This window comes from Bacillus andreraoultii (assembly GCF_001244735.1).
GTDB classification, from domain to species: Bacteria; Bacillota; Bacilli; order Bacillales; family Caldibacillaceae; genus Caldifermentibacillus; species Caldifermentibacillus andreraoultii.
Window position 1 is genome coordinate 1,626,965 of the sequence record NZ_LN868937.1, and the last position, 23,704, is coordinate 1,650,668.

A 23,704-nucleotide genomic window follows, 5' to 3' on the forward strand; every position below is an offset into this window, starting at 1 on the left:
GTTATTTTTTATAGTTTTAGTATGATATAATCATTATATAACAATATTAAACTTAACTTAAAGTAGGTGACTTCTTTGAAAAAAATCACCTTTTTTACGATTCTAATCGTACTGATTATTTTATCTTGGTTTATTACGTCAACTTTTCAGTCGTCTGTTTCTACTCAACCTAATCGTCAATTTCCTACGAACCTTCATACAAAGGAATTATCAAATAATTTTTTCCCTAAGCCTTTGCATATTACTGCGATTGGAGACTCACTGACGAAAGGTGTCGGTGATGAGACAAATCAAGGCGGCTATTTGAAATATTTACAGTCAGATTTGTTAACATTAAAAAGTGTAAAAAATGTTGAGATTGAAAATTTTGGTGTAACAGGTCATCGAACAATCCAATTATTAGATAGAATGGAAAATGAAACGGTAAAAAAGTCAATCCAACATGCTGACGTCGTTTTAATCACAATCGGTGGAAATGATATGATGAAAATAGTAAAAGATAACTTCTTGAATTTACAATTAGACGTCTTTGAAGCGGAGATTGATAATTATGAAAAACGGTTAAATACAATACTTAAAACGGTTAGAAAGAATAATACCGATGCTAAAATTGTTCTTATTGGACTATACAATCCATTTTTGGAATGGTTTAGTGATATTGAAGAATTTCAGACGGTTATTGACGAATGGAATGCTACTTCCAAGTCAGTCTTAAATAGATATAAAGATGCGTATTTTGTTGATATATCCGATGTTTTCTTGCATTCAGAAGAAAATTTACTGTATGAAGATCATTTTCATCCGAATAATCGAGGGTATGAACTCATTGCTAGCAAAGTGTTCGCCACTTTTCAGAGTCACATAGAAGTAGGTGGGATGTATGTCCAAAAAAACAACAACGATTAAATTTTCTTGGAAAAAAGCATTTTTCAGTTTAGTTATCATTAATATGTTAATTGTTCTCGTCTTTGTAGGGTTGATGTTTTTACCGATTAACGAGCCAAAGGATATAAAAGAAGGGATTTCAAATAATCATAAGAGCCCAAGCTTGTTTGTAGCTGCAAAAAAGAAAGATTTGAACGTACTTATAAATGAATTTATTGAAAAAGAAAATGCGAACGGCCCAATTGATTATAAAGTTTGGTTAGAAGAAGAGGTTGAGCTTTACGGAACATTGCCTATATTCAATAATGAGGTTGAAATGAAATTAACCTTTCAGCCGAAAGCGTTAAAAAATGGGGATATTGTTTTAACTCAAAATACAATTAGTATTGGAAAACTCGAACTTCCAACGAGGTATGTAATGAATTTCATTAGGAAAAATTACCATTTTCCAAAGTGGGTTGAAATTTTTCCGAATGAACATTTAATCTATATTCATTTATCAGATATTGAATTGAAAAATCAATTAAGTATTCATGCAGAAACATTTGATTTGAAAAATGACGATATATCATTTTCTTTAATCATCAATCAATGAAAAAAGGGGTTATCCAGAAAGTTATATTTCGACTTCTAGATGCCCCTTTTCCTATCTCCAAACATTGTTAAAACAAATTGATTATTGAACATTTTTTCGAAAGTTTACTTTTTGGATAGACCTTTCTACACTTTACTTAATGCGTAATCCTTTTGGGTAATAATTTTTAATGGTTAAATTCGACTCTTTTCCCCAACCAATTGGAAAATCATCTATTGTTAATAAAACCCATCCTTTATAATCCCCATTACCTTTTATCGTTTCACCACGGACATATTGCTTCCAAGTTTCGTCATGCGTTGATAAATTGAATATTTGACTATATTCACTTTTTCTTAAGGCTAATGCTAGAGCGTGATTTGGTTCAAAACGATTTTTCTTTAGTTCACCTAAATGTAATCCGGCTCGTAAAACTTTCAGACTACGTAGACTAGGACAATTGTTCGGCAATGAATGGACGACCGAACCAAAAACAGTTAAGTTGTTCCAAGATTTATGTTGAAGATAGTCATGTTCGAACTGAAAATAATCGTGCAGTTCTTGTTTTTTCTGTTTTTCCATTTGTTTTGTTGAACTGTTTGGAGTTGATGAAGTCTTAATGAATTTCGCAGCAAAGTGGCCTTCCCCTTTTAACTTATGTGGCCATAGTCGAATACATTTTTCAACTTCTAAAGTCCCGTTGTTAGTCCACTCAGGGTGTCCGCTCTCCATACCATGATATTTAGGTATGGATACAAGCTTCATATCAGGATGATTTTCTATAAATTTTTCAATCACTTGTTCATTTTCTTCCGGAGAGAACGTACATGTTGAATATACAAGAATTCCTCCCTCTTTTAACATTTGATAGGCAGAATCAAGTATGTTAAGTTGTCGCTTTTGACATAGTTCCACATGTTCTTGACTCCAATAACATCTTGATTCCTCATCTTTACGAAACATTCCTTCCCCAGAGCAAGGTGCATCAAGTAATATTTTTTCGAAGTAGTGAGGAAAATGATTGGCTAAGCGCTCAGGCGTTTCATTCGTTACAATTGTATTCGTTAACCCAAATCGCTCTACATTTTCTGATAATGCTTTTGCCCGCTTAGGATGAATTTCATTGGAGATTAACAACCCTTGATTTTGCATTGCAGCTCCAATTTGGGTAGATTTCCCACCTGGTGCGGCACATAAATCTAATACAATGTCGCCAGGTTTTGCATCGAGAAGGTCAGCGACGGCCATCGCACTTGGTTCTTGAATATAATAAAGTCCTGCCAAATGGTATGGATGCTTTCCAGGTTCAACAGCCTCATAGTTGTAGTAGTAACCTTGAGGATGAAATGGAATTTTTTTTATAGAAAATGGACTTATTCTCTCCCATTTTTCATTCGTGATTTTTAGTGGATTAAGGCGAATGCCTGCAGTACGATTATCTTTATAAGATGCTAAAAATGAGTCAGCTTCTTCCTTTAATAGAGTTTCTATCTTATGTTTAAAAGCTTCTGGTAACTGGATGGTCAAATTAATGTACTCCTTTCAAAACCAATCATGTATTCTAACGATATATTATCAAAATAATATAAAGAGGAAAATAGCAATTGATTTTAACGTTCAGTAAATTGCAGATAGTTTTACATGAATTATTTTAATTTGATACAATAAAAATTACCTAATTACTTAGGAGTGGTAAGATTATGGCTGTAAAAAAGTTTGAACAAGCGATTTTTGCTGGCGGGTGTTTTTGGTGCATGGTCAAGCCATTTCACGAGTGGCCAGGCATTATTGAAGTTGTTTCAGGTTATACTGGAGGAGAAACAAAGAATCCAACATATGAAGAAGTGTGTGAAGGGTCAACAGGTCATACTGAAGCGGTAAAGATTACGTATGATCCAGCGATGATTTCTTATGAACGATTACTCCAAGTTTTTTGGCAACAAATTGATCCGACAGATCCAGGAGGTCAGTTTTTTGATCGAGGTCAGTCATATAAGACGGCTATTTTTTATATAAATGAAGAGCAAAAACAGAAAGCAGAACAATCAAAAAAGGAGCTAGAGATGAGCGGTCGATTTAATGAACCGATTGTGACGAAAATTTTACCCGCAAAGGAATTTTATGTTGCAGAAGAATACCATCAAGATTATTATAAAAAGAATCCACTACATTATAATCGTTATTATATTGGCTCTGGCCGTGCAGCATTTATAAAAAAATATTGGGGTGGAAAATAAATGGAACGAACAAAAGCAGAATTGAAGAAAAAACTTTCTCCTGTTTCTTATGAAGTCACTCAAAATAATGGAACAGAACCACCTTTCCGTAATGATTACTGGGATCACTTTGAGGAAGGAATTTATGTTGATATTGTGTCAGGGAAACCTTTATTTAGCTCGAAAGATAAATATGATGCCGGCTGTGGTTGGCCAAGCTTTACAAAACCGATAGAAGATTTAGAAATAGTGGCAAAACTGGATACGAGTCATCAAATGATTCGGACTGAGGTCCGGGGTAAAACAAGTGATTCACATTTAGGACATGTTTTCCCAGACGGACCTCATCCGACTGGTTTGAGATATTGTATTAATTCCGCAGCATTACGGTTTATTCCAGTAAAGGATTTGGAGAAGGAAGGATACGGGAAATATAAATCATTGTTTGAAACATAAGGTAGTGGCACCATAATAATTAAATATCGATGTCACGAATTTTTTTAGGAAGGTAGAGAAAATGGGAAAATCGTTTTATCACTTTTTAATGCGGTATCGAAATTCAGAGGTAAAGAAACGGGATGAACTAGCAAATTTTGCTGAAAATGCTTTTCGGGATCACGGATTTCCAAAGAATTCGAGTGATTATGACGAGTTAAGCCGCTATTTAGAAATGAATGGTGACTATTTACCAACCATGACCATTTTTGATCATGCTTGGGATTTATATAAAAGTATCGAGAATAAATAAGTGAACAAGTCATTCATGAATAGATTGGGAATCTAGCTTGAATGACTTTTTTTATTGATTTTGATTTTTTACATATCCATTCAGACATTCCCTTTTAAATTGTTTCATCATAATTCTTTGTTGCATATAATAAAAAAACAGCAAGAAAGTGAGGGATAGGGGGAATGTCAAAACATGAACAACCGAAATTTTGTTTAGGTGACCGTGTTATTGTTGTTCAATATGGTATTATTTCTGAAATTAATAAAATTTATCAAATAAGTGGAGAATGGTTTTATCAATTAAAAGATAGCAATAACTTATATTTTGAAAAAAATTTAATGTCGTGGAAAGGAAATAAACCGAATAGTGTAGGTGTGACCCCACAAAAGCAGGAAAATATCCACATTGACTATCGATTTCAATTTGGAGATATTGTCCGTGTTAAAGGCTACGGTCAAGATTTATTTGTTATTATTGGTTTTCGAGCAGAGATATGGCGCTATAAAGATTCATCCTGGGAAGATTTTATTTACGAATGTTCACGATTAAGTGATGGGGCATGGGTTGAGGCGAGTGAAGAAGAATTAACATATATAACGAACGAGGAAAATGCAAAAAAGTTATTGAATGCGAAAAAACAACAATTAAAACAGAAAAAGAAACTATTAGCACCAACACAAAAAGGAACAAATCGAAAGCAAGAATTGGAGAATATTGATTCTTTACTGGATTTGTATAATGACTATCAGTATTTATATTTAAATTTTGGGGAATTAGGTTATCAGAAGAAAATGAAGGAAATTCTTAAAAAATTAGAAGCTCTATCAAACCATCCTTTTCATAAAAAAGATGGATAATTGGTTATTCACTAATGGTTGAATTTGTCAATTTCATACAGATAATTTCGACATCCGTATAAGACTTTAGTTACTCGTTCGTTATACGGATGTATTTTAATTATCTTTTCCGTTTTTCAGCGGAATAAATATCTTTTCCGTGAGCTTCTTGTTCTGCAATTAGTTCCTCTTTCGGGATGTTGTTCTTTTTCTTTGGTGAGCTGATGCGATTCCGATGATTTTTACCCAATTGTCAAACCTCCTTTTTTTCTTCATTCTTAATTTAAATAAATTACGATGAAATATCCGTTAATTTTATTGAAAAAATTATCCTGTCCAACAGTAATATGGTATATTGAAAATGTGAATATGATTATTAATTTAAGAAGGAGGATAAAAACAAATGAGTACACATATTGGTGCAAAAGAAAATCAAATTGCTGAAACAATTTTATTACCGGGTGACCCACTGCGTGCAAAATATATTGCTGAAAATTTCTTGGAAAATGTTGAATGCTATAACGAAGTAAGAAATATGCTTGGATTTACTGGGACATATAAGGGGAAAAGAGTTTCGGTTCAAGGGACTGGAATGGGGATTCCATCAATTTCAATATACATAACAGAATTAATGCAAAGTTATCATGTTCAAAATCTAATTCGTGTCGGAACTTGTGGAGCGATTCAAAAGGATGTTAAAGTACGGGATGTCATTTTAAGTATGAGTGCATCGACTGACTCTCAATTAAATAGAAAAATCTTCGGTGGTACAATGGACTATGCTCCGACTGCGAACTTTGAACTGTTGAAAAAGGCATATGACGCAGGAATTGAAAAGGGGCTAAATTTAAAGGTTGGTAATGTGTTTAGTGCAGATATCTTTTATGATGATTATGCAGATCATGAAAAATGGGCAAAATATGGTATATTAGCAGTTGAAATGGAGACAGCAGCTTTATATACATTAGCAGCGAAATTTAATCGAAAAGCCCTATCGATTTTAACGGTAAGTGACCATATTTTAACCGGGGAAGCAACATCTGCAGAAGAAAGACAAACAACTTTCAATGACATGATAGAAGTAGCGTTAGATTCGGCATTGAAATAATTTTATATTGTCTAAAAAAGGGCTATACGGATAAATGCTTGATATTCGTTTGAAACTGTTGTTCACTTTCAAGCATTTAAACGTTAGCTCTTTTATATTGTAGTAATTATCTTTGAAAAAAGGGCTGTATATTATTTAATACCTCAATTAAACAAACTACCCTCACTTTCAGGAACTATACTTCATATAACTCAATCTCCTCCATCAGGTACACATGATAAGGACAATGGAAATGTTATAATAATTGATATATTTATTGAAGTTCACTTTATATCTGTTCAATCTGCGGATAGAATGATAAAATGAATAATGTTGAAAAAAGCAAATCGGGTGAGAACATGAAGATAAAAACATTAACAGTAACAATATTAACAACAATACTTATTTCTGGTTGCGCAATAAATCAAGATTCGCACAAAAGTACTCAAAACAACCAAAAAACGACTCAAGAAGAAATAAATAAAAATGCCAATACAGATCGTATTGCTAATAAAGAAGAACAAACAGAGAATAAAAATACCAAAGTAGAAGAAAAGTCTAATGATGGTGAAAATAGCATACAATTAGAAAAGAAATATTTTAATGTAGTGGCAGTAAAAGATGGAAAAGAAGTCATTCAAAATTTGGACAATCTTTTAATTTTAGTTAATAAAGAGTCCGCCTATTTACCGGATAATTATGTTCCAGCAGATTTAGTAAGACCTAAAGTGAGATTTTCCTTCGGTGACCAAGACATTGAAAAAAGTTACATGAAAAAAGATGCTGCTAAAGCACTAGAAACGATGTTTAAACAAGCAGAATCTGAAGGGATATATTTATTTGCCGTCTCTGGTTATCGCTCCTATAAACGTCAAACAGCTGTCTTTCAAGCAGAAGTGAATGCGAAAGGAAAAGATAAAGCTGTTGAAGCAGTTGCATTACCAGGACAAAGTGAACATCAAACAGGTTTAGCAATGGATATTTCAGCCGGAAGTGTAAATTATACTTTAACACAAGCTTTTGAAGATACGGATGAAGGGAAATGGTTAAGAGATAATGCCCATAAATTTGGCTTTATTCTCCGTTATCCAAAAGGAAAAGAGAATATAACTAAGTATAAATATGAACCTTGGCATTTTCGTTATGTTGGAAAAGAATCTGCCAAAACAATTTATGAAAATAATTGGACATTAGAGGAATTTTTCCAAAAAGCAAAAGCAATATAACGATAAACATCTCTCATATTGTCATTGAAAGTGGTGAGGAAAATGGATAATGGTGAAAAAATAGATGAGAAAAATGAACAACTGAATAACGATGGGAATGAAGTAAATAAATATATAAAATTAAAAAAATTCCATGCGATTATGGTTTTATTTATCATCGTGTTTTTAACAGCAGGGATTACCGCGTTTGTTTTATCATTTGGTGATGAAAAAGTTGTGGAAAAAATTCAAATTCGTGATCGTGAAGAATTTGCTAAACTATACGAAACCTTTGATAGTATAAAAACGAATTATATTGAAAAAGTCGATCAAGATAAGTTAATTGATGGGGCAATTAACGGGATGGTTGAATCTTTAGGAGACCCTTATTCTGATTATATGACTGCTGATGAAACGAAAGAGTTTAATGAAACAATCTCTTCATCTTTTGAAGGAATTGGTGCTCAAATTGAATCAAAAGATAATAATATTGTCATTGTTGCACCCATCAAAGGTTCCCCTGCGGAAAAATCGGGTTTAAGGGCAAATGATATTATTTTAGAAGTTGATGGAAAAAGCTTAAAAGGAATGAGTTCTAGTGAAGCAGTATTATTGATTCGTGGAAAGAAGGGTACAAAAGTAAACTTAACCATTTCACGTCCTGGTGTGAAGGAACTAGTGAAGTTAAATATTACACGTGATGTTATACCGGTTGAGACTGTTTATAGTGAGATGTTAAATGACCATATCGGAAAAATACAAATTACTTCTTTTTCTGAACATACATATAGTGAACTCGTTTCCCAAATTGATGAGTTGAAGAAACAAGGAATGAAAGGACTAATTTTAGATTTACGACAAAATCCTGGAGGTTTATTGGATCAAGCAATTGATATTTCAAGCCTCTTTGTACCAAAAGGAGAAGTTATTTACCAAATGGAAAAGGCAAATGGTGAGAGAAAAAGGCAGCTTTCGAATCAAAAAGAAGCGTTCGATCTCCCAATGGTTACCGTTGTCGATGGTGGTAGTGCAAGTGCTTCGGAGATTTTAGCTGGTGCATTGCAAGAATCAGCTGGAATAAAAATTGTCGGTGAAAAAACATTTGGCAAAGGGACAGCTCAAACAGCTGCACAGTATACGGATGGTTCAAGTATAAAATTAACAACTGCTAAATGGTTAACGCCTAGTGGAAAGTGGATTCATAAACAAGGAATAACTCCAGATTATCTTGTAAAAATGCCGGACTATGCTAATTTACCGTATGTAGATCCAGAATTAGTTCTTAAAAAATCGAGTGGAAATGATCAAGTGTCTGCGATTGCAAAAATGCTTCAAGTTCTTGGTTACAAACTTGATTCGGTAGATGGAGTTTTTGATGAAAGTATGGAAAAAGCTGTCATTCAATTTCAAAAAGAACATGACTTAGAACCGACGGGTATTGTAACAGGGGATACTACTATTGGAATCATGCAAGCTTTACGAGATAAAATGCTTAAAGATGATCCACAAATGAAGAAAGCAGTAAATGTCTTAAAAGAACAATTGAAATAGAAAAATGTAGTAGAAAAAGGTGTTATGAGTTCATCCAGACTTGTAACACCTTTTTAATGGAAAGTAAAAGTCCTTCATCAACATAATGAAGGACTGTATATGCTTTTACTTTTTCACGAAAACTATATTGAGCTCTCTCCGAATTTGGCAAACATTCTCTCATCTTCAATTAATCCGCAAACACCACATTGAATTTTATACTCAGGTCCCCGATAGGGTAAATGAATGGCGTCCAAGTTACCATTCTCATAAGTTTGCATGACAGAACCAGTTTTGGGGTCGAGTTTTACTGATTCTGCTACTTGTTTAATAATATTAAATCTACTTTTATTCGTGCGACAATTTGGACAGCGATATGGTGTTGCCATCGTAATCATCCCCTATTCATTTTCTTTATAGGAATAATTTACCCTGTAAACAAATTTTTATCCTAACCATTCTAAAATTTATCAACATCGATTTCACTATATTGCCAATCAAGACTTTTTGGAATTTTAATTTCTAATATTTGGTCTCGGTAAATTGCTTTAGCACCTTTTTTCTTCACAGTAGCAGGTAAGATAATTGTTTGTGGACTATCATTTTTATCTAAACCATCAATTATACATTTATTTAAACTATAATAAACTTTAATATTGTTTAATATCTCTTCATCTTGTATTGGAATACGAATAAAAATGTCATCATGCGTTTCAAAGACATTGCTTTGAATGGGGGAAGGATGATGATCTACCGGTTGTTTCTCATTATTCTCAGAGTTTTGATTGTTAATGATGGATTGAATATACTCTGGGAAAGCTTGCTTCATCCATTTTTCCAGTGTTTGTTGGAATTCTCCTTCACTCATATATTTAAATGGGTCAAAGTTTGTTTTATTTCCAAAAAAGTTCCATGGCCACATCTTCAACACCCTCTTTAGTTTAGGCACTTTTCAATAATTTGTTGCCGAGTATTTTATTGAAGTAGTGTTTATCAAGCCTTAATTATGTAATATATAAAAGTTTTGTTCGTACCTATATTATGTGTAAACGGGACGAATGGTGAGTCTAGTCACTCATTTATTAATCGAATTCGTTTTCTCCTTTTTCTTTTGGATATAGAGAAGACTTGCTGCCAATCATAGGGCGCTCGCCGCTAACCCAATCATTAAACCAATCCAATATCGATATGGACCAAAGTCTGTAAGTTTTACTGCATAGCCGATAGGGAGTCCAAACACCCAGTACGCACAAAGCGTTGCTATTAAAGTAATGTTCACAGCTTTATATCCTCTAAGCCCACCTTGAATAGATGCTTGTATCCCATCGGAAAATTGGAAACAAAGAGCGAATAGTAAGAAGAAAGTAATTAATGTAGCTACGTCAATTTCGTTTGTATAGATTTCGCAATCGGATAGCGGAAAATATATAAAATTACAGCGTTAATGATTGACATAATAACTGCTAAGCTAACACCGATTCAGCTGAATTTCTTCGCAACTTTGAGCTGATTTATGCTACGACAATCGTTAATGCCATTGAACTTTACGGAAAGAAATAAGAAGTAGCGTCCGATTATCGAACGCTTTTATGCTTTCATTTGGTGAGCATGCTCAGTAAGTTGAGATGCATTCTTTTTACTATATAAGGTATAAGCATCTTTTGTAATTTCGTACAAATTATATTGATAACCTTTCGGATTATTATTTATCGACTCATAAACTGAGGATTTTGTATAATTAGCAAAAGTAACATAAGGAATCTTTTCGGTCGCTTTTTGGGAGCGAAGATTTTCTTTCCGAATTCGTAAAAATATTGTTTCAATATGATGATGGAAAAATACTTCATCAAAGAACATCTCTTTTGCAAGTATATTGTATCCCATTCCATGATAAGGTTTACCGAGCCATGTTCCTAAAAAACCCGCCCCATTGTCAATATCATATAAATTAATTGTACCGATTGGTTGCTCCCATTCATCAGAAATTGTTCGTGATATCATTTCACCACGTTCTTCCGCTTCTATTCCCTGTTTTGTCATAAACAAAAATTCTTCATAGGACCCTGGTTTGTATCGAACGTAAGGGAAGACGTCAGGGTGAATGAGTAATGGGTAAAGTGCTAAACAATCTGTTAAATCTCTTTTTTTCAATATCATTGTTCATCCCTCCGAACTGAGGGGGGATTACTGAAAAATAAACAAAGAGGAAATCCCACCCTCGAAATTTTTTAGATAAATATTAAAAAATTTCGGGGTGGGAATCGAACCCACTAGAACCAGGTAATCTGGTGGCGCACCATTTGCCTTCCCAATGCTTTTCAATTGTGAAATAAGATATGTTAGTAATTGTATCATACAAAAAATGTCTAGAAATAGAAAGTAGTAATTTATAATATTTTTTTACAAAGTAAGAAACGTTGTAGAGTTTTATTCATGAAGCGGAACGATGATTCATATCTATTATTATATGAAGTTTTATTAACATTATCCCAATTTATTAACTAATCAAAAATTTTATTATTATACTCTTCGTTGTAAAGGGGAATAGGTATGTTTTCTATGTCGATAAAAGATTTTTATTATAAGTTAAGTGATGTTAGTCTTAATATTAGTTTCTTTTTTACGATGTTTGCAATTATAGCTACATTTTTGATAAATTATCAGCCAAAACCACCACTTTTAAGTACCATATTGTTAGGTTTTAGTTTTTTTTACTATATGGTTCACTTATTTTATATAAAAAAGGCATTACACGTACCTTACGATAGAAAATCAATTCATAAAGACCAACGTTCAAATGTATTTCTTCTTGAAAAAGCTACATCACGGGATTTTTATCTTTTTCAACCAACTGGAATTTCCAACATAAAAATTAAACTGAGGCAAACATGGAAGGGACCAGTGCTTATCCTTATTGAACAAGGCACAGAACTAAAAATGCAATTAAAAAAAGGGCGAAGAGGTACAATTGTATTTTCACTAAATAATAATCAAATTTATGGTATGATATTTACGAAAGATTGTAAAAATATAGTGGGTGAAATATATTTTCCAAATTACTCATTGCTCATTCAGAGACAGGCAAATAATCGTCTTATTTTTATGAAGGAAAATAGACAGGTTGCGATGAAAATAAAGGGGTGGCTGCCTCTTGAATGGACAAGCCGATTTCGGTTAAATATCCCAGTTATAACGTTTCAAGAAAGGTTAACATGGGAAGAAAAAATGGTAATCGTCCTCGCAATGACATGTATTGAAGAGAAGATACGACTAATTTAGTATTTAAATGAATGATATTTCTATTCAAGGGTGATGGAAATGAAAAAATTTCTGATTGGCATCATTGTTACGATAGTCATTTTTTTTACGGTTGATATTTATTTAAATTGGCAAAAGGAAGATCAAAAAGAAAAAGATGAAATTCGTCATGAACAAACAGAAAGTGTGAATGCAAAGATTAAATCGGGTTTAAAAGTAGGTGATAAAGCCCCTAATTTTATATTAAAAACATTGTCAGGCGAAAAAGTAAACTTAAGTGATTTAATAGGAAAAAAAGTGATCTTAAATTTTTGGGCTACTTGGTGTCCGCCATGTCGAGAAGAAATGCCTGCGATGGAACAAGTTTATCAAAAATATAAAAATCAAGAGGTTGAAATTGTTGCGGTTAATTCAACAGTGGGGAAAGAAACAGTAGATAAAGTTAAGGAGTTTACAGAAGAATTAAATATAACATTTCCTATTCCTTTAGATGTGGAAGGAGAAGTATTTAAAGTCTATCAAATTTATGGTTTGCCAACTACTTATTTTATTAATACAAAGGGCGTTATCCATTTTGTTCATTTTGGTCCGATGGATGAAAGCTTTATGATTCAAGAATTAGAAAAAATGGATTAGAAATTTAAAGACTGCCTTCGAATATGAAAGTAGTCTTTATTGCTAATAGGAAAGTATAAATTTTCTAATTTACTTTCCTTGTGCACATAAGCCCAAAAGGAAGGCTCTAGTAGTATGCAATCGCAGCTGAAAAAAGCTATTTCGGCGAACTACAGCTGTTTAGTCTTTTACATCCATCTCTAATAGAGTCCGCCTTTAAATATGCGGTTTCTTTTTTAAAATCTGTATTATTTCTTGTAATGGATCTTCATTCATAACTTGAAAATAATCGGAAAACGGATTTCCTTTTTCTTTTAACCTTTTTAAAACAATTTCCATGGAAAAACCATCTGGTGTGATCGATTTGTTTAGTTCATCCCATTCTATAGGTGCTGCCACTCCTGCGTTGGCATTACCTCTAACTGAAAATGGACAAATAATCGTCTTACCTTCTGCATGTTGAATATAATCGATGTATAGTCGATTGCCGCGTTTTTTCTTTAACCGTTCAATTGTAAAGTGGTTTTCATTTTTTGCTAATAAGTAGCGGGCAATAAATTCTGTAAACAGGCGTGCCTCACCCCAAGTAATACGATTTTCATTAAGAGGAAAGTAAATTTGAATGCCACGATTTCCAGATACTTTTACAAAAGCACGAAGACCTAATTTATCAATAATATCCCTTTTTATATATCGTGCAGCTTCTTGCGCTAGTGGGAATTCCCTTTTTGTTGGTGGATCAAGGTCGATTACGATTTCAGTTGGATTTGTTTTGTTAATCGTTTGGAAAGGAATGTGAAATTCGATAGCTAGTTGATTTCCAAGCCATAAAAATGTGTTGATATTATTACACAGAATATAATTAATCCCATCATTGATATATGTATCAACGAAATTTGGGGCATACAAAGGACAATTTTTTTGAAAAAAAGCCTCACCAAAAATACCGTGGGGATAGCGGATAACGGTTAATAAACGATTTTGTAAATATGGTGCCATATACGGGTAAACATCTTGTAAATAATTGATGTAAGTTAATTTTGTAATGGGGTTGTTTTTCCATAACAGTTTATCTGGATGGGTAATTTCAATTTGTCTTTCTTGTTTATTTTCATATATCTTATTTAACGTACATTCTGTTGGTGAAACGTGAAAGAGAAAGCGAGAAAAAAATGGTTCTCGTAATGAATGTTCGGAAAATTGTAAGTAATACAACTCAAGACAAATAGACGGTGCTACATAAATCAACTGATCATTTTCTTCGAGAGCATTTTTCCTCATAACACTTAAAAGAGCAGAAGTTTCCTCTTGATTCATCCCATTTTTAAATAAGCCAATTGGAACAATATTTGTTTGATCATATACAGCGACATGGAAAAAACTATTCTTTTTTTCAAATGCAGTAACAAAACATTGTACTTTTTTCCAGTTTTTATATTTTATCCATTGGGTTGTACGTTTTCCCTCCATCCATTGACTGTTTATTTGTTTTGCAATAATTCCTTCACCATCATTTTGTACAACTTGATCCCATACACGATGAAATTTTTTTCTGTATGGGATGAACTGAATAAACACTTTATTGTAAGGATCTGGATGTAATGGAAGGTAACTGTTTTCCATTAGTTTGACTAACGATTCTTTTCGCTTATAGAATGGTTGATCTGTGATAAATTGTCCTTTTACCATTAACAAGTCAAAGGCAAGAAATGTTGCATAATTCGATTCCTTCATTTCATTAATGCGCTTTTCACTTCGTAATCGACCGCGTGTTTGCATAAGGGAAAAATCACTTTTACTTGGATTTTCTAGGATTGTTAGTTCTCCATCGAAAATGATCGGGAAGTACTGTGCTAATTTTGCTTTCTCTTGATTATAAAACTGAATAGCTTCCGGAAATTGAGGTAGGAGATCTTTCCCATTTCGACTGATCATTACAATATTTTGATTATCCATTTTTAACAAAGCACGGAAGCCGTCGTATTTCACTTCATATACCCAATCTTGACCTGTAGGAACTTGAAAGGATAATGATGGTAGCATTGGTTTCATTTTTTATCACCACCATTATTGTTTCAAAACTAACGAAAACTTATTCATTCTCGTATAACATCTTGTTTCAAGAAACTATATCGTTCATTACCAAAAGTTTATACGTATGCAATTCTGTTCTTTTTAGAAAAGTAATAAACAAAAAGAGTTTGTAGGATGACAAATGAAGAAGGATGGATTCATATGCATACGATGTGGAAAGGGAGTATTAGCTTTGGTTTAGTCAATATTCCCGTGAAATTACATGCAGCAATAGAAGACAAAGATATAAAATTTCGCAGCCTCCATAAGAAGTGTCATACACCGATTAAATATGAAAAAGTTTGCCCTAACTGTGAGATGGAAATTTCTAACGACGAGATTGTTAAAGCGTATGAATATACGAAAGGTAAATATGTCGTTATTGAAGAAGAGGATTTTGCAAAATTAGATAAGGAAATGGAAGATCGTGCGGTTGAGATATTAGACTTTGTGAAAATTACTGATATTGACCCAATTTATTTTAATCGTAGTTACTATTTGTCACCAAATGATGGTGGTGTAAAAGCATATGCGTTATTAAGGAAGGCATTGCAAGAAACTGAAAAAGTAGGCATTGCAAAAATTATGATTCGGTCAAAAGAACAACTTGCCGTCATTCGTGTATATGATAATACACTAGTTATGGAGACGATACACTATCCAGACGAAGTACGAAAAGCAAATGATGTTCCAAATGTGCCAAGTGTTAATGAAGTTTTGAAAAAGGAATTAGACACAGCAATTTTACTAATTGACCAATTAACGTCACAATTCGAACCTGAAAAATATAAAGACGAGTATCGGGAATCCGTATTAACCTTAATAGAAGCAAAAAGGACTGGAGACGAAACGGTTAGACAAGAAACGAAAGATAAACCAAATAATGTTATGGATTTAATGGCTGCGCTCCAAGCTTCAATTGATCGAACAAAACCAGAAAAATTGGAACAGAAAGAAGGAAAAACGATAAAAAAGCGAAAAACTGTAACTCGTACAAAGATCAACGCGTAAAAAATGGCACATGACTGGTTTTGTATTCACTAGTCATGTGTCATTTGTTTTTACGTTTCATACAATAGGGAGAGTGGGTTTTTAAAGGGGAGGAGAGTCTTTTTGTATTATTGTATCTGGCCTTATCAAATACAGTATCCAAATCAATCTTCTGTATATAGGCATAATAATCATATACAGAGAGCTTTTGCGGAAATTAAAGGTGGCTCATTAGCACCAAATATTCATGGGTATGTTGTATTTACAGAAACCGGAAGTGGTGTTGATGTGTTTGTTGAGGTGAATGGTTTACCACCTTTTCAAAGAGGAAAGGATCGTAAACAGATTGGTCCACATGGTTTTCATATTCATGAAAAAGGTAGTTGTGCTGTTGGCGATGCAACAGACCCTTTTCAAGCTGCAGGAGGACATTGGAACCCAACGAATGAACCACATGGAAATCATGCTGGAGATTTACCGGTTCTTTTTTCAAATAATGGCTATAGCCGAATGAATGTCTTTACAAATAAATTTCATGTTCAAGATGTGATTGGAAAAACGATTATTATTCATGAAGGTCCAGACGATTTTCGAACAGAACCTGCTGGAAATTCAGGAAAGCGTCTAGCTTGTGGATTAATTAGGCCTTATGTCTAATTAGCTTGTACATCTTGGTTAGAACTGTCAACAGCGACAGTTCTATTTGTTTTTGTAACGGACTAGTACAATTGACCCATGGATTGTTGAGCTATTTCCAACACTTGAACGGAATCTGAATTTGTTGACAACAAAAATAAAGAGAACTCAGGGACGCTTTTGCCTTTAAGCAACCAAAGGACCGTAGTTTGCCAAAAGAAAAATTATCGGCTTTTTTAAGACAGTAACTTTGTAATTTGTATAAGGTGTTGAAACTTCTTTAGCACCGTCACTAGTTTCAATTGTTACAGGTCTTTGTATACAGTGTCAATATTTTGAATAACCCGACCTAAAAAGACGTAATCTGCCATTCCATGTCTTAACTCCTGCATTAAATTGGGTTTTATATTTTATTCCAATCCAGGTGTTTCCCAGAGTCTACTAGATTCCAGGACAATAGTTTGACTGTCGTTGCTGCTGAAGCACTACCCATTGGTATCATAAACATAAAAATTAAAACTCCAAGGCTCATATTGTTGGGAAGGACTTTTTAATAATGTATGTGCCGATACTGCTTCTCCACCGGAACTAATTAAAAATCAAAATCTTAAACCCACAATTGTATCACCCGAATCTCAGATAATGATAAAATTTAAAACTGAACCCAATAAAAATTCTTTAGAAACATATCAATGGTTACAGAATAGAGAAAAGGAAAATGTTCCTTTATATGATAATATTATCACTGCACCAAAAGAAGGTGGCGTATTTATTAATAATGTCATTGCGAGGTGGGACAAAGGGCATTCGGGATTCAAGTAATGCGTTTGTTATAGAAGTTCGATAAGGCTTCCAGATATGTTCATTTCCGGAAGCTAGTGTCAAAATTAAAATAATTATTTTAATTTTCTGTGATTAATTACTATAACGGAATGAAATGTTTAGAATCGGTTTTGGAACCTTAGTAATCGGCTTTTTTTATATCCTCAAAAACTATGCAGACCTTAATTGATTCCATAACACAAGAACAATTTTATGTTACCCCTTTCCACTTCTCCATCATTATCCCTAGCGAAAATAAGCAGGGTGCAATTATACATAAAATTCTGTTCGGAGTAGACCTTTTGGTGCGTCATTTCGTGAATCGTTTACATAAAGACTAGTTCGTCGACGTAAGTTTGTCTTTTTTCACTTGATACTTTATCTCGAATCTCGCTATGGGAATCCACGATTTCGGTTTCAATTCGTTCCTCATTCTTCTTGAATACGATTTTGAGTTATTCGGTTGTCAGCTTTTACTTCGAACAGATTGTCGTCCGCTTTAAATTGAATCATATCAACGTCGCCATCAACTTCGAATTTGTTCTTATATGCTAAATAAAGTTAAATTCTTAAGAAAAATATTCAAGTTTTTAATTGACAGAAGTCGCTTTATCCTTTATAGTAGTAATTGTAATACATAGTTCTTTATATTTTTTGAGGATTTAAAGTCGCAACACCACAAAGATGTAGGCGATTTAACTTGTCCTACATCTTTGTGGTTGCGATTTTTTTCATTATATAAATGAAATATGTAAATATGTTTATTTTTTTAGGAGGATTATCATGAATCAAGGTAAAGTAAAATGGTTTAACACAGAAAAAGGTTTCGGTTTTATCGAAGTTGAAGGTGGAAATGATGTATTCGTACATTATTCAGCAATCCAAGGTGATGGATTCAAAACTTTAGAAGAAGGTCAATCAGTTTCTTTTGAAATCGTTGAAGGTAACCGTGGACCACAAGCTTCTAACGTAACAAAACTTTAATCTGACGATAATAATTGGGTGGTGACTTAATTGTTCGCCATCTTTTTAATTTATATACAATAACGAATTACCAGTTAGAATAAATTTTTTTCGGTTTTTTTGAGTAAAGACGTTTAGAAATTTAATTTTTATTTATACTAATAATGAATGGGTTCATTCCCACATTTATTTTTTAGGAGGATCTACATGGCAACAGGAAAAGTAAAATGGTTTAACGCAGAAAAAGGTTTTGGATTTATTCAACAAGAAGATGGTAGCGATGTATTCGTACATTACTCAGCAATCCAAGGTGATGGATTCAAAACTCTAGAAGAAGGTCAAAGTGTTTCTTTTGATATTGAAGAAGGTCAAAGAGGACCACAAGCTGTTAACGTTCAAAAAATCTAATAAAAAGCTTGTGAGAAATATATTTCTTCAAAAAATTGGGTTGTCCTATTCGTGGGATAACCCTTTTTTCGTGTAGTTAATTTTCATTTCGTTGCATATTGAGAGGCGGTATTAACCAACTTTTATCTTTACATGATTATCTAGTCATAACAAAAGTTAGTAACAGTTGGTCTTCCATCCTTTATCTGTTAAAATCAACTGCTTTTTTTAATTTGGAAAGTGGGAACAATAATTTAGATTAAACGAGCCAAACCATTTTTCATTTTTTAAAAAATACGATTGAGGAGGATTCGAATGGATAAGGAAGAAAAAAAACTAAAATGGTGGCAATTATCCATTTTGGGAACAGGATTCATCATCGGGACAGGATTTTTCCTCGGATCAAATATAGCGATTAAAGCTGCAGGGCCCGCTGTTTTAATAACGTTTTTTCTTGCTGCAATTGGAACTTATATTGTTTATGATATGTTAAGTAGAATGACTGCAGATGATCCACAATCAGGTTCATTTAGTTATTATTCAAAAAAGGCCTTTGGAAATTGGGCGGGCTTTTCAAGTGGATGGGTGTATTGGAGTTCAGAAATGTTAATTATGGGAAGTCAGTTAACAGGTATTTCCATCTTCACAAAGTTTTGGTTTCCTAACATTCCAATATGGATTTTTGCAAGTATATATACCATATTAGGTATCGTAATTGTTTTAGTTGGTGTTAAATGGTTTGAAAGACTAGGGAATATTTTTGCAATTGCTAAATTATCGGCAATATTTATGTTTATTCTATTAGCCATCCTCGGTATATCTGGTGTTCTAGGTCAAGGCGGGGGAGAGATATATGTTCCAAATTCTTTAACGACGTTTTTACCTACAGGAATTACCGGATTGTGGGCTGCACTACTGTTTTCTTTTTATGCATACGGTGGGGTAGAAATCATGTGTATATATGCAACGAGATTGGAACACACAAAAGATGCCCCAAGGTCTGGGAAAGTCATGTTAGTCTTATTAACAACTATTTATTTAGTTTCTATTGGGATGTCGATAATATTAGTTCAACTTCCGAATTTTACATTAGATGACAGTCCTTTTGTCGTTGCATTAGATGGCTTTCGGCTAGGATTCGTCCCACATTTGTTTACAGCGATTTTAATAATTGCAGGATTTTCTACAATGGCAGCATCCTTATTCGCCGTAACAACATTGTTATTATCTTTATCTAAGGAAGGGTATGCTCCAAAAAGTTTAAGCAAAAAGGGAAAGTTAAAAGTTCCATTACCTGCGTTAGTCTTAACAACAGGGGGATTAATTGTATCAATTATGATAGGATTATTTTTGCCTGACTCGGTATATGAGTATATTACAACAGCTGCAGGATTAATGTTATTATATAATTGGATTTTTACATTATATACTGGTAAAAAGTTACTTAAGAAGAAAAGGTTTGATGGTATGAAGCGGTTTATTGCTACGGTTTTAATTTTGTTCGCTGTTACGGGTTCACTTGTTCATGACTCTAGTCGCCCCGGATTTTATATTAGTATTGGTTTTGTCCTTGTCATAGGAATCGTAACAATGATCATGAATCGTCGTTTTAACGGTGCAACAAAAAAAGGGGAGGAGCCAAAACAAAGAGGGTTATTTGAGCGTCTGGAAGTATAGGGATAGGGGATGCATAAAAACGAAGGGTACGTAGAAAGGGTGTACGTACCGTAACAGTAATATAAACTTATTCTCACTATCATGATTAAAAGATTTTGTTTAAAAAATGTATAAAAAGATATTAAATTCCTTCTATACCTCAGTCTAACATAAAAATGAGAAGTACAAAGCGGATGTTTTCTTTGTACTTCGCTCTCATATCTTTAACTTTTACCCCAACCCAATATCAAATAAAAGAACTTTCAAAATTAATTCAAATAAAATTCAAAAAACAGTTGACTAGAGGTAAGAAAGGACTGTCTTTGAAAGTCGTATTTTGGTTTCCAAATCTTCATTTCATGCTTCAAAATCTTGATAATCGGTTTAGCCCCTTAATTTTAAAAAAGAGCTTTCATCCCTTGTAAACCAAAATATAAACCAAAACAAATTAAAAATAAACCAGATATAATAGAGATTGTTTGTAAAAACCTTGTTGCAAAATATTTTCTGAACATACTAGAAATCGTTGCCATCGTTAAATCCCAAATAAATAAACCGATGAAAATTGCTAAACTATATAACAGTAGTTGTTCTTTACCATACTGATTGATTGTTGTGGACAAGACAGAACCGTAAATACCCAACCAAAATAAAATCGATAATGGATTTAATAAGGACATAATAAAACCTGTAAGAAAGGATTTCCAAAGTGGCATTCGATTTCTTTCATTCCTCATATTTATTTTTTGGGAATTGATTAAACTTTCAATTCCTGTATAAACAAGTACAAAAAAACCAAATAACCATAAAAATGTTTGCATAAACGGAATCTCAAGGAAGTGGACCACTCCGAAAAAGATGAGCAACATAAAAAGTCCATCAGCCAGCATAGCACCAACACCGACAAACCATGAATGGAGAAAGCCATGTCTAATGCCGTGATCTAATTGGGCGGCATTGACTGGACCAATTGGTGCTGCTAATGAAAGACCGAGTAGTATATAACTAAAAAAGATAAACATGTGACGACCTCCCAGAATGGTTTAGCTTGTACATCTTATTCATGGATTGGCCGTTTTACGACAATGATCTGATTTTTAAATAGATAACTAATGGTAAAAGTAGGATTAGAGAAACAGGAATTACCATTGAATGTTAACAATTAACGGACTATACTTATAACGAACATTCAAATGTTCCCCCTTTGAAAAAGCACAACACAAAACTTTAGCAACCCTTAAAACTAGGGTTGTTTTTTCTACTTTTCAAGTGTCGACAAAAAGAATAGGAGCTGTACTCTAGACAGCTCCTCACCTTATGATGTAGCTTCTTTTTCAGGGCGGATACCGTACAGGCAGACGATAGCGCAAAGAATAGCTAGCCCACCTAAAAAGTAAAACATGAATGTATTCAAGTTTTTCATAAGTATTGCTACAATAGGAGGGCCAAATGCAACTCCGATAAATCGCATGGAACTATAAATGGAAGTAATTGTTCCGCGTGATTCTTCTTCAATCCCGTCTGTGATTAAAGAATCAAGGCAAGGTAGGCCAATCCCGATTCCGATACAACCGAATACAAAAATACCAATATTAACCCATAAGTTTTCAAAGAAACTTAGTAATACAACGCTAGCTGCAAGTAATAATACACCTATAAAAGTAATCCATTTCATTAATTTCTTTTTTTCTTTAATTCTTTTACCGGCAATAAAGGAAGCCAAACATAAAGCGCCTAAAGGAATAGCTAATAAAAACCCTTTCTTTATATTGCCAACTTGATATTGTGACTCTAAAACAGAAGAGAGATAAAATTGCACACCAAATAAAATAAACATTAATATACCACCTATAATAAAGATGGAATTTAACCAACGATTGTTGTATTTATAAAGCGTTTTTGTTTTAGTTAAAAATTCTCGGAAATTCGGTGTATCTTTCTTTTTAGGACTTTTTACTAAGAAAATCATCATGAAAATTGAAATGGTACAAAATATTGGAATTGTTACAAAAGGTAGAAACCAAATAATACTAGCAAGTAGCGAACCGAGGATTGGACTTAAAACTTTTCCGAGTGTATTGGCGGTTTCGATTATTCCTAGTGATGAACTAACTTTTTCCTTTGAACGAAACATATCGCCAACTAATGGTAAAACGATTGGGAAAGCACCTGCCGCACCAACACCTTGTAATGTTCTCCCGATAAGGACAAGCCAGTAACCACTTTGCATTTGCCATGAAGAAAATGCGGCAATTGCCCCACCAATTGCTGTAAGTAGAAGACTCGGAATAATGACTTTCTTTCTACCTAAGCGGTCAGATAAATACCCAGCAATGGGAATAAATAAAATGGCGACTACTGAATAAACTGTGATAATTAAACTTGATTGGAAAGAAGTGATATCTAATTCTTTTTCCATTGTTGGCAAAATGGGTATTAACATTGAATTTCCTAAAGTCATTACAAGAGGTATTGATGCAATCGATACAATCGCCCAGCGCTTATCATCTAGTTGTTTTTCTTTTTTCTTCTTTTCACGTTCCTCACTCGACTCATACTTTTCCCAAAGTGTATCGATGTATTCCATTCTGATTCTCCATTTCTCATAGACGTGATGGTTTTATTATATGTAGTAAAATTTTAAAAAAAGATGGTAAAACAAGTTAAGTAGAAATATGGACGTTCATTATGTTATATTGAATACTGACACAATATTGTTATATCTTTAACAAACATAGGAAAATATTCCTTTTATAATAAGGTTAGAATATATTTTGGAGGGGTTTAAGATGAATCTCGAGGAAAATATATATAATGAATTAAAATATGTATTTGATCCCGAAATTGGTGTGAATATTGTTGATTTAGGCTATGTAGATCATATCGAAATCGTTAATGAATCTACAGTTAAAATTTCTTTAGTTTTTTTAACCGATGACTTAGTACAGCAAGATTATATTTGTTCCGGTGTGGAGTTTGCAGCTCTGTCTGTTGAAGGAATAAATAAAGTTATCGTTGTTAAAGAAGCAGTTAAGTGGAACCCTAATCGACTAAATGAAAAGATGAAAAGAGAACTGATTGGAATAAATTAATCGTAAAAAAACCGATTGTGATATCAATCGGTTTTTTATCTTACATCTATTGATTTCACTAGCATTCACTTCTATAATGTTTACAGAAGGAGTTGAACGATCATGATTCATAAAGATTGGCAAGAAAGAAAGACGATAAAAAACGTTAA

The 23,704-nt window shown here is 33.3% G+C and carries 27 protein-coding genes; 18 read left to right on the forward strand and 9 right to left on the reverse strand.

The features are described from left to right. Window positions 1-75 precede the first annotated feature (75 nt). Window positions 76-906: an SGNH/GDSL hydrolase family protein gene (locus BN2144_RS12975; protein WP_033828678.1), complete on the forward strand. Its 831-nt coding sequence runs from the start codon at window positions 76-78 to the stop codon at window positions 904-906. After that, a complete protein-coding gene (locus BN2144_RS12980; RefSeq protein WP_082195228.1) occupies window positions 881-1,480 on the forward strand; it encodes a YpmS family protein in 600 nt (199 codons plus the stop codon). The genes BN2144_RS12975 and BN2144_RS12980 overlap by 26 nt, the downstream gene beginning before the upstream one ends. 132 nt (window positions 1,481-1,612) lie before the next feature. Here the strand turns inward: BN2144_RS12980 and BN2144_RS12985 are convergent, their stop codons facing one another. Beyond that, a complete protein-coding gene (locus BN2144_RS12985; RefSeq protein ID WP_033828704.1) occupies window positions 1,613-2,980 on the reverse strand; it encodes an RsmF rRNA methyltransferase first C-terminal domain-containing protein in 1,368 nt (455 codons plus the stop codon). Window positions 2,981-3,159: 179 nt separating this feature from the next. On the opposite strand from BN2144_RS12985, the gene msrA reads away from it, so the two are divergent. From msrA to BN2144_RS13005, 4 genes are all read left to right on the forward strand, one after another. Continuing rightward, window positions 3,160-3,696, forward strand: coding sequence for a peptide-methionine (S)-S-oxide reductase MsrA (gene msrA / locus BN2144_RS12990; protein ID WP_033828679.1), 537 nt, complete (start codon window positions 3,160-3,162; stop codon window positions 3,694-3,696). Further along, window positions 3,697-4,131, forward strand: a complete 435-nt coding sequence (gene msrB / locus BN2144_RS12995; protein WP_033828680.1) for a peptide-methionine (R)-S-oxide reductase MsrB — start codon at window positions 3,697-3,699, stop codon at window positions 4,129-4,131. Window positions 4,132-4,192: 61 nt separating this feature from the next. Continuing rightward, on the forward strand, window positions 4,193-4,423 hold the full coding sequence (locus BN2144_RS13000; protein ID WP_033828681.1) for a YozE family protein: 231 nt from the start codon (window positions 4,193-4,195) through the stop codon (window positions 4,421-4,423). 164 nt (window positions 4,424-4,587) lie between these two features. Next, window positions 4,588-5,262, forward strand: coding sequence for a hypothetical protein (locus BN2144_RS13005; protein ID WP_033828682.1), 675 nt, complete (start codon window positions 4,588-4,590; stop codon window positions 5,260-5,262). Between the two features lie 100 nt (window positions 5,263-5,362). Here the strand turns inward: BN2144_RS13005 and BN2144_RS20400 are convergent, their stop codons facing one another. Further along, complete coding sequence (locus BN2144_RS20400; protein WP_094763128.1) at window positions 5,363-5,491, reverse strand: hypothetical protein; 129 nt, start codon at window positions 5,489-5,491, stop codon at window positions 5,363-5,365. 153 nt (window positions 5,492-5,644) lie between these two features. On the opposite strand from BN2144_RS20400, the gene deoD reads away from it, so the two are divergent. From deoD to BN2144_RS13020, 3 genes are all read left to right on the forward strand, one after another. Continuing rightward, the gene (gene deoD / locus BN2144_RS13010; RefSeq protein ID WP_033828683.1) at window positions 5,645-6,349 is read left to right on the forward strand and encodes a purine-nucleoside phosphorylase; all 705 of its coding nucleotides are present in this window, start codon (window positions 5,645-5,647) and stop codon (window positions 6,347-6,349) included. A gap of 338 nt (window positions 6,350-6,687) precedes the next feature. Continuing rightward, on the forward strand, window positions 6,688-7,554 hold the full coding sequence (locus BN2144_RS13015) for a M15 family metallopeptidase (protein ID WP_033828705.1): 867 nt from the start codon (window positions 6,688-6,690) through the stop codon (window positions 7,552-7,554). A gap of 42 nt (window positions 7,555-7,596) precedes the next feature. Beyond that, window positions 7,597-9,084 carry a lmo1851 family serine protease gene (locus BN2144_RS13020; RefSeq protein ID WP_033828684.1) on the forward strand — a complete coding sequence of 496 codons (1,488 nt, stop codon included), beginning with the start codon at window positions 7,597-7,599 and terminating at the stop codon, window positions 9,082-9,084. Between the two features lie 122 nt (window positions 9,085-9,206). Here the strand turns inward: BN2144_RS13020 and BN2144_RS13025 are convergent, their stop codons facing one another. From BN2144_RS13025 to BN2144_RS13035, 4 genes are all read right to left on the reverse strand, one after another. Next, window positions 9,207-9,452 (reverse strand): hypothetical protein, encoded by a 246-nt coding sequence (locus BN2144_RS13025; protein WP_033828685.1) that lies wholly within the window; start codon window positions 9,450-9,452, stop codon window positions 9,207-9,209. 71 nt (window positions 9,453-9,523) lie between these two features. Further along, window positions 9,524-9,985: an Hsp20/alpha crystallin family protein gene (locus BN2144_RS13030; RefSeq protein WP_033828686.1), complete on the reverse strand. Its 462-nt coding sequence runs from the start codon at window positions 9,983-9,985 to the stop codon at window positions 9,524-9,526. 216 nt (window positions 9,986-10,201) lie between these two features. Then, the gene (locus BN2144_RS19540) at window positions 10,202-10,492 is read right to left on the reverse strand and encodes an MATE family efflux transporter (RefSeq protein WP_082195229.1); all 291 of its coding nucleotides are present in this window, start codon (window positions 10,490-10,492) and stop codon (window positions 10,202-10,204) included. 158 nt (window positions 10,493-10,650) lie between these two features. Further along, window positions 10,651-11,217, reverse strand: a complete 567-nt coding sequence (locus BN2144_RS13035; RefSeq protein WP_033828706.1) for a GNAT family N-acetyltransferase — start codon at window positions 11,215-11,217, stop codon at window positions 10,651-10,653. 396 nt (window positions 11,218-11,613) lie between these two features. On the opposite strand from BN2144_RS13035, the gene BN2144_RS13040 reads away from it, so the two are divergent. Next, entirely contained in the window at window positions 11,614-12,342 is a 729-nt protein-coding gene (locus BN2144_RS13040) for a hypothetical protein (RefSeq protein ID WP_033828687.1), read from the forward strand. A gap of 39 nt (window positions 12,343-12,381) precedes the next feature. Beyond that, window positions 12,382-12,957, forward strand: a complete 576-nt coding sequence (locus BN2144_RS13045) for a peroxiredoxin family protein (RefSeq protein WP_050632310.1) — start codon at window positions 12,382-12,384, stop codon at window positions 12,955-12,957. A 195-nt stretch (window positions 12,958-13,152) separates the two neighbouring features. On the opposite strand, the gene BN2144_RS13050 is transcribed toward BN2144_RS13045, so the two are convergent. After that, the gene (locus tag BN2144_RS13050) at window positions 13,153-14,988 is read right to left on the reverse strand and encodes a DNA ligase D (RefSeq protein ID WP_033828689.1); all 1,836 of its coding nucleotides are present in this window, start codon (window positions 14,986-14,988) and stop codon (window positions 13,153-13,155) included. A gap of 183 nt (window positions 14,989-15,171) precedes the next feature. Here BN2144_RS13050 and ku point away from each other — a divergent pair, with 183 nt between their 5' ends. The 6 genes from ku (at window position 15,172) to BN2144_RS13080 (ending at window position 20,484) form a co-directional block, all read left to right on the forward strand. Continuing rightward, a complete protein-coding gene (ku, locus tag BN2144_RS13055; protein ID WP_033828707.1) occupies window positions 15,172-16,020 on the forward strand; it encodes a non-homologous end joining protein Ku in 849 nt (282 codons plus the stop codon). Window positions 16,021-16,122: 102 nt separating this feature from the next. After that, window positions 16,123-16,656 carry a superoxide dismutase family protein gene (locus BN2144_RS13060; RefSeq protein WP_033828690.1) on the forward strand — a complete coding sequence of 178 codons (534 nt, stop codon included), beginning with the start codon at window positions 16,123-16,125 and terminating at the stop codon, window positions 16,654-16,656. Between the two features lie 621 nt (window positions 16,657-17,277). Further along, the gene (locus tag BN2144_RS20405; protein ID WP_050632311.1) at window positions 17,278-17,457 is read left to right on the forward strand and encodes a hypothetical protein; all 180 of its coding nucleotides are present in this window, start codon (window positions 17,278-17,280) and stop codon (window positions 17,455-17,457) included. A 783-nt stretch (window positions 17,458-18,240) separates the two neighbouring features. Beyond that, complete coding sequence (gene cspD, locus BN2144_RS13070) at window positions 18,241-18,441, forward strand: cold-shock protein CspD (protein WP_033828691.1); 201 nt, start codon at window positions 18,241-18,243, stop codon at window positions 18,439-18,441. Window positions 18,442-18,627: 186 nt separating this feature from the next. Continuing rightward, window positions 18,628-18,828, forward strand: a complete 201-nt coding sequence (locus BN2144_RS13075; protein ID WP_033828692.1) for a cold-shock protein — start codon at window positions 18,628-18,630, stop codon at window positions 18,826-18,828. A 294-nt stretch (window positions 18,829-19,122) separates the two neighbouring features. Beyond that, window positions 19,123-20,484 (forward strand): amino acid permease, encoded by a 1,362-nt coding sequence (locus BN2144_RS13080; RefSeq protein WP_033828693.1) that lies wholly within the window; start codon window positions 19,123-19,125, stop codon window positions 20,482-20,484. Window positions 20,485-20,861: 377 nt separating this feature from the next. Here the strand turns inward: BN2144_RS13080 and BN2144_RS13085 are convergent, their stop codons facing one another. Together BN2144_RS13085 and BN2144_RS13090 are read right to left on the reverse strand one after the other, a co-directional pair. Beyond that, window positions 20,862-21,485 carry a LysE family transporter gene (locus tag BN2144_RS13085; protein WP_033828694.1) on the reverse strand — a complete coding sequence of 208 codons (624 nt, stop codon included), beginning with the start codon at window positions 21,483-21,485 and terminating at the stop codon, window positions 20,862-20,864. Between the two features lie 293 nt (window positions 21,486-21,778). Then, window positions 21,779-23,050, reverse strand: a complete 1,272-nt coding sequence (locus BN2144_RS13090) for an MFS transporter (RefSeq protein ID WP_033828695.1) — start codon at window positions 23,048-23,050, stop codon at window positions 21,779-21,781. A gap of 202 nt (window positions 23,051-23,252) precedes the next feature. Here BN2144_RS13090 and BN2144_RS13095 point away from each other — a divergent pair, with 202 nt between their 5' ends. Beyond that, on the forward strand, window positions 23,253-23,555 hold the full coding sequence (locus tag BN2144_RS13095) for a metal-sulfur cluster assembly factor (protein WP_033828696.1): 303 nt from the start codon (window positions 23,253-23,255) through the stop codon (window positions 23,553-23,555). Window positions 23,556-23,704: the final 149 nt, after the last annotated feature.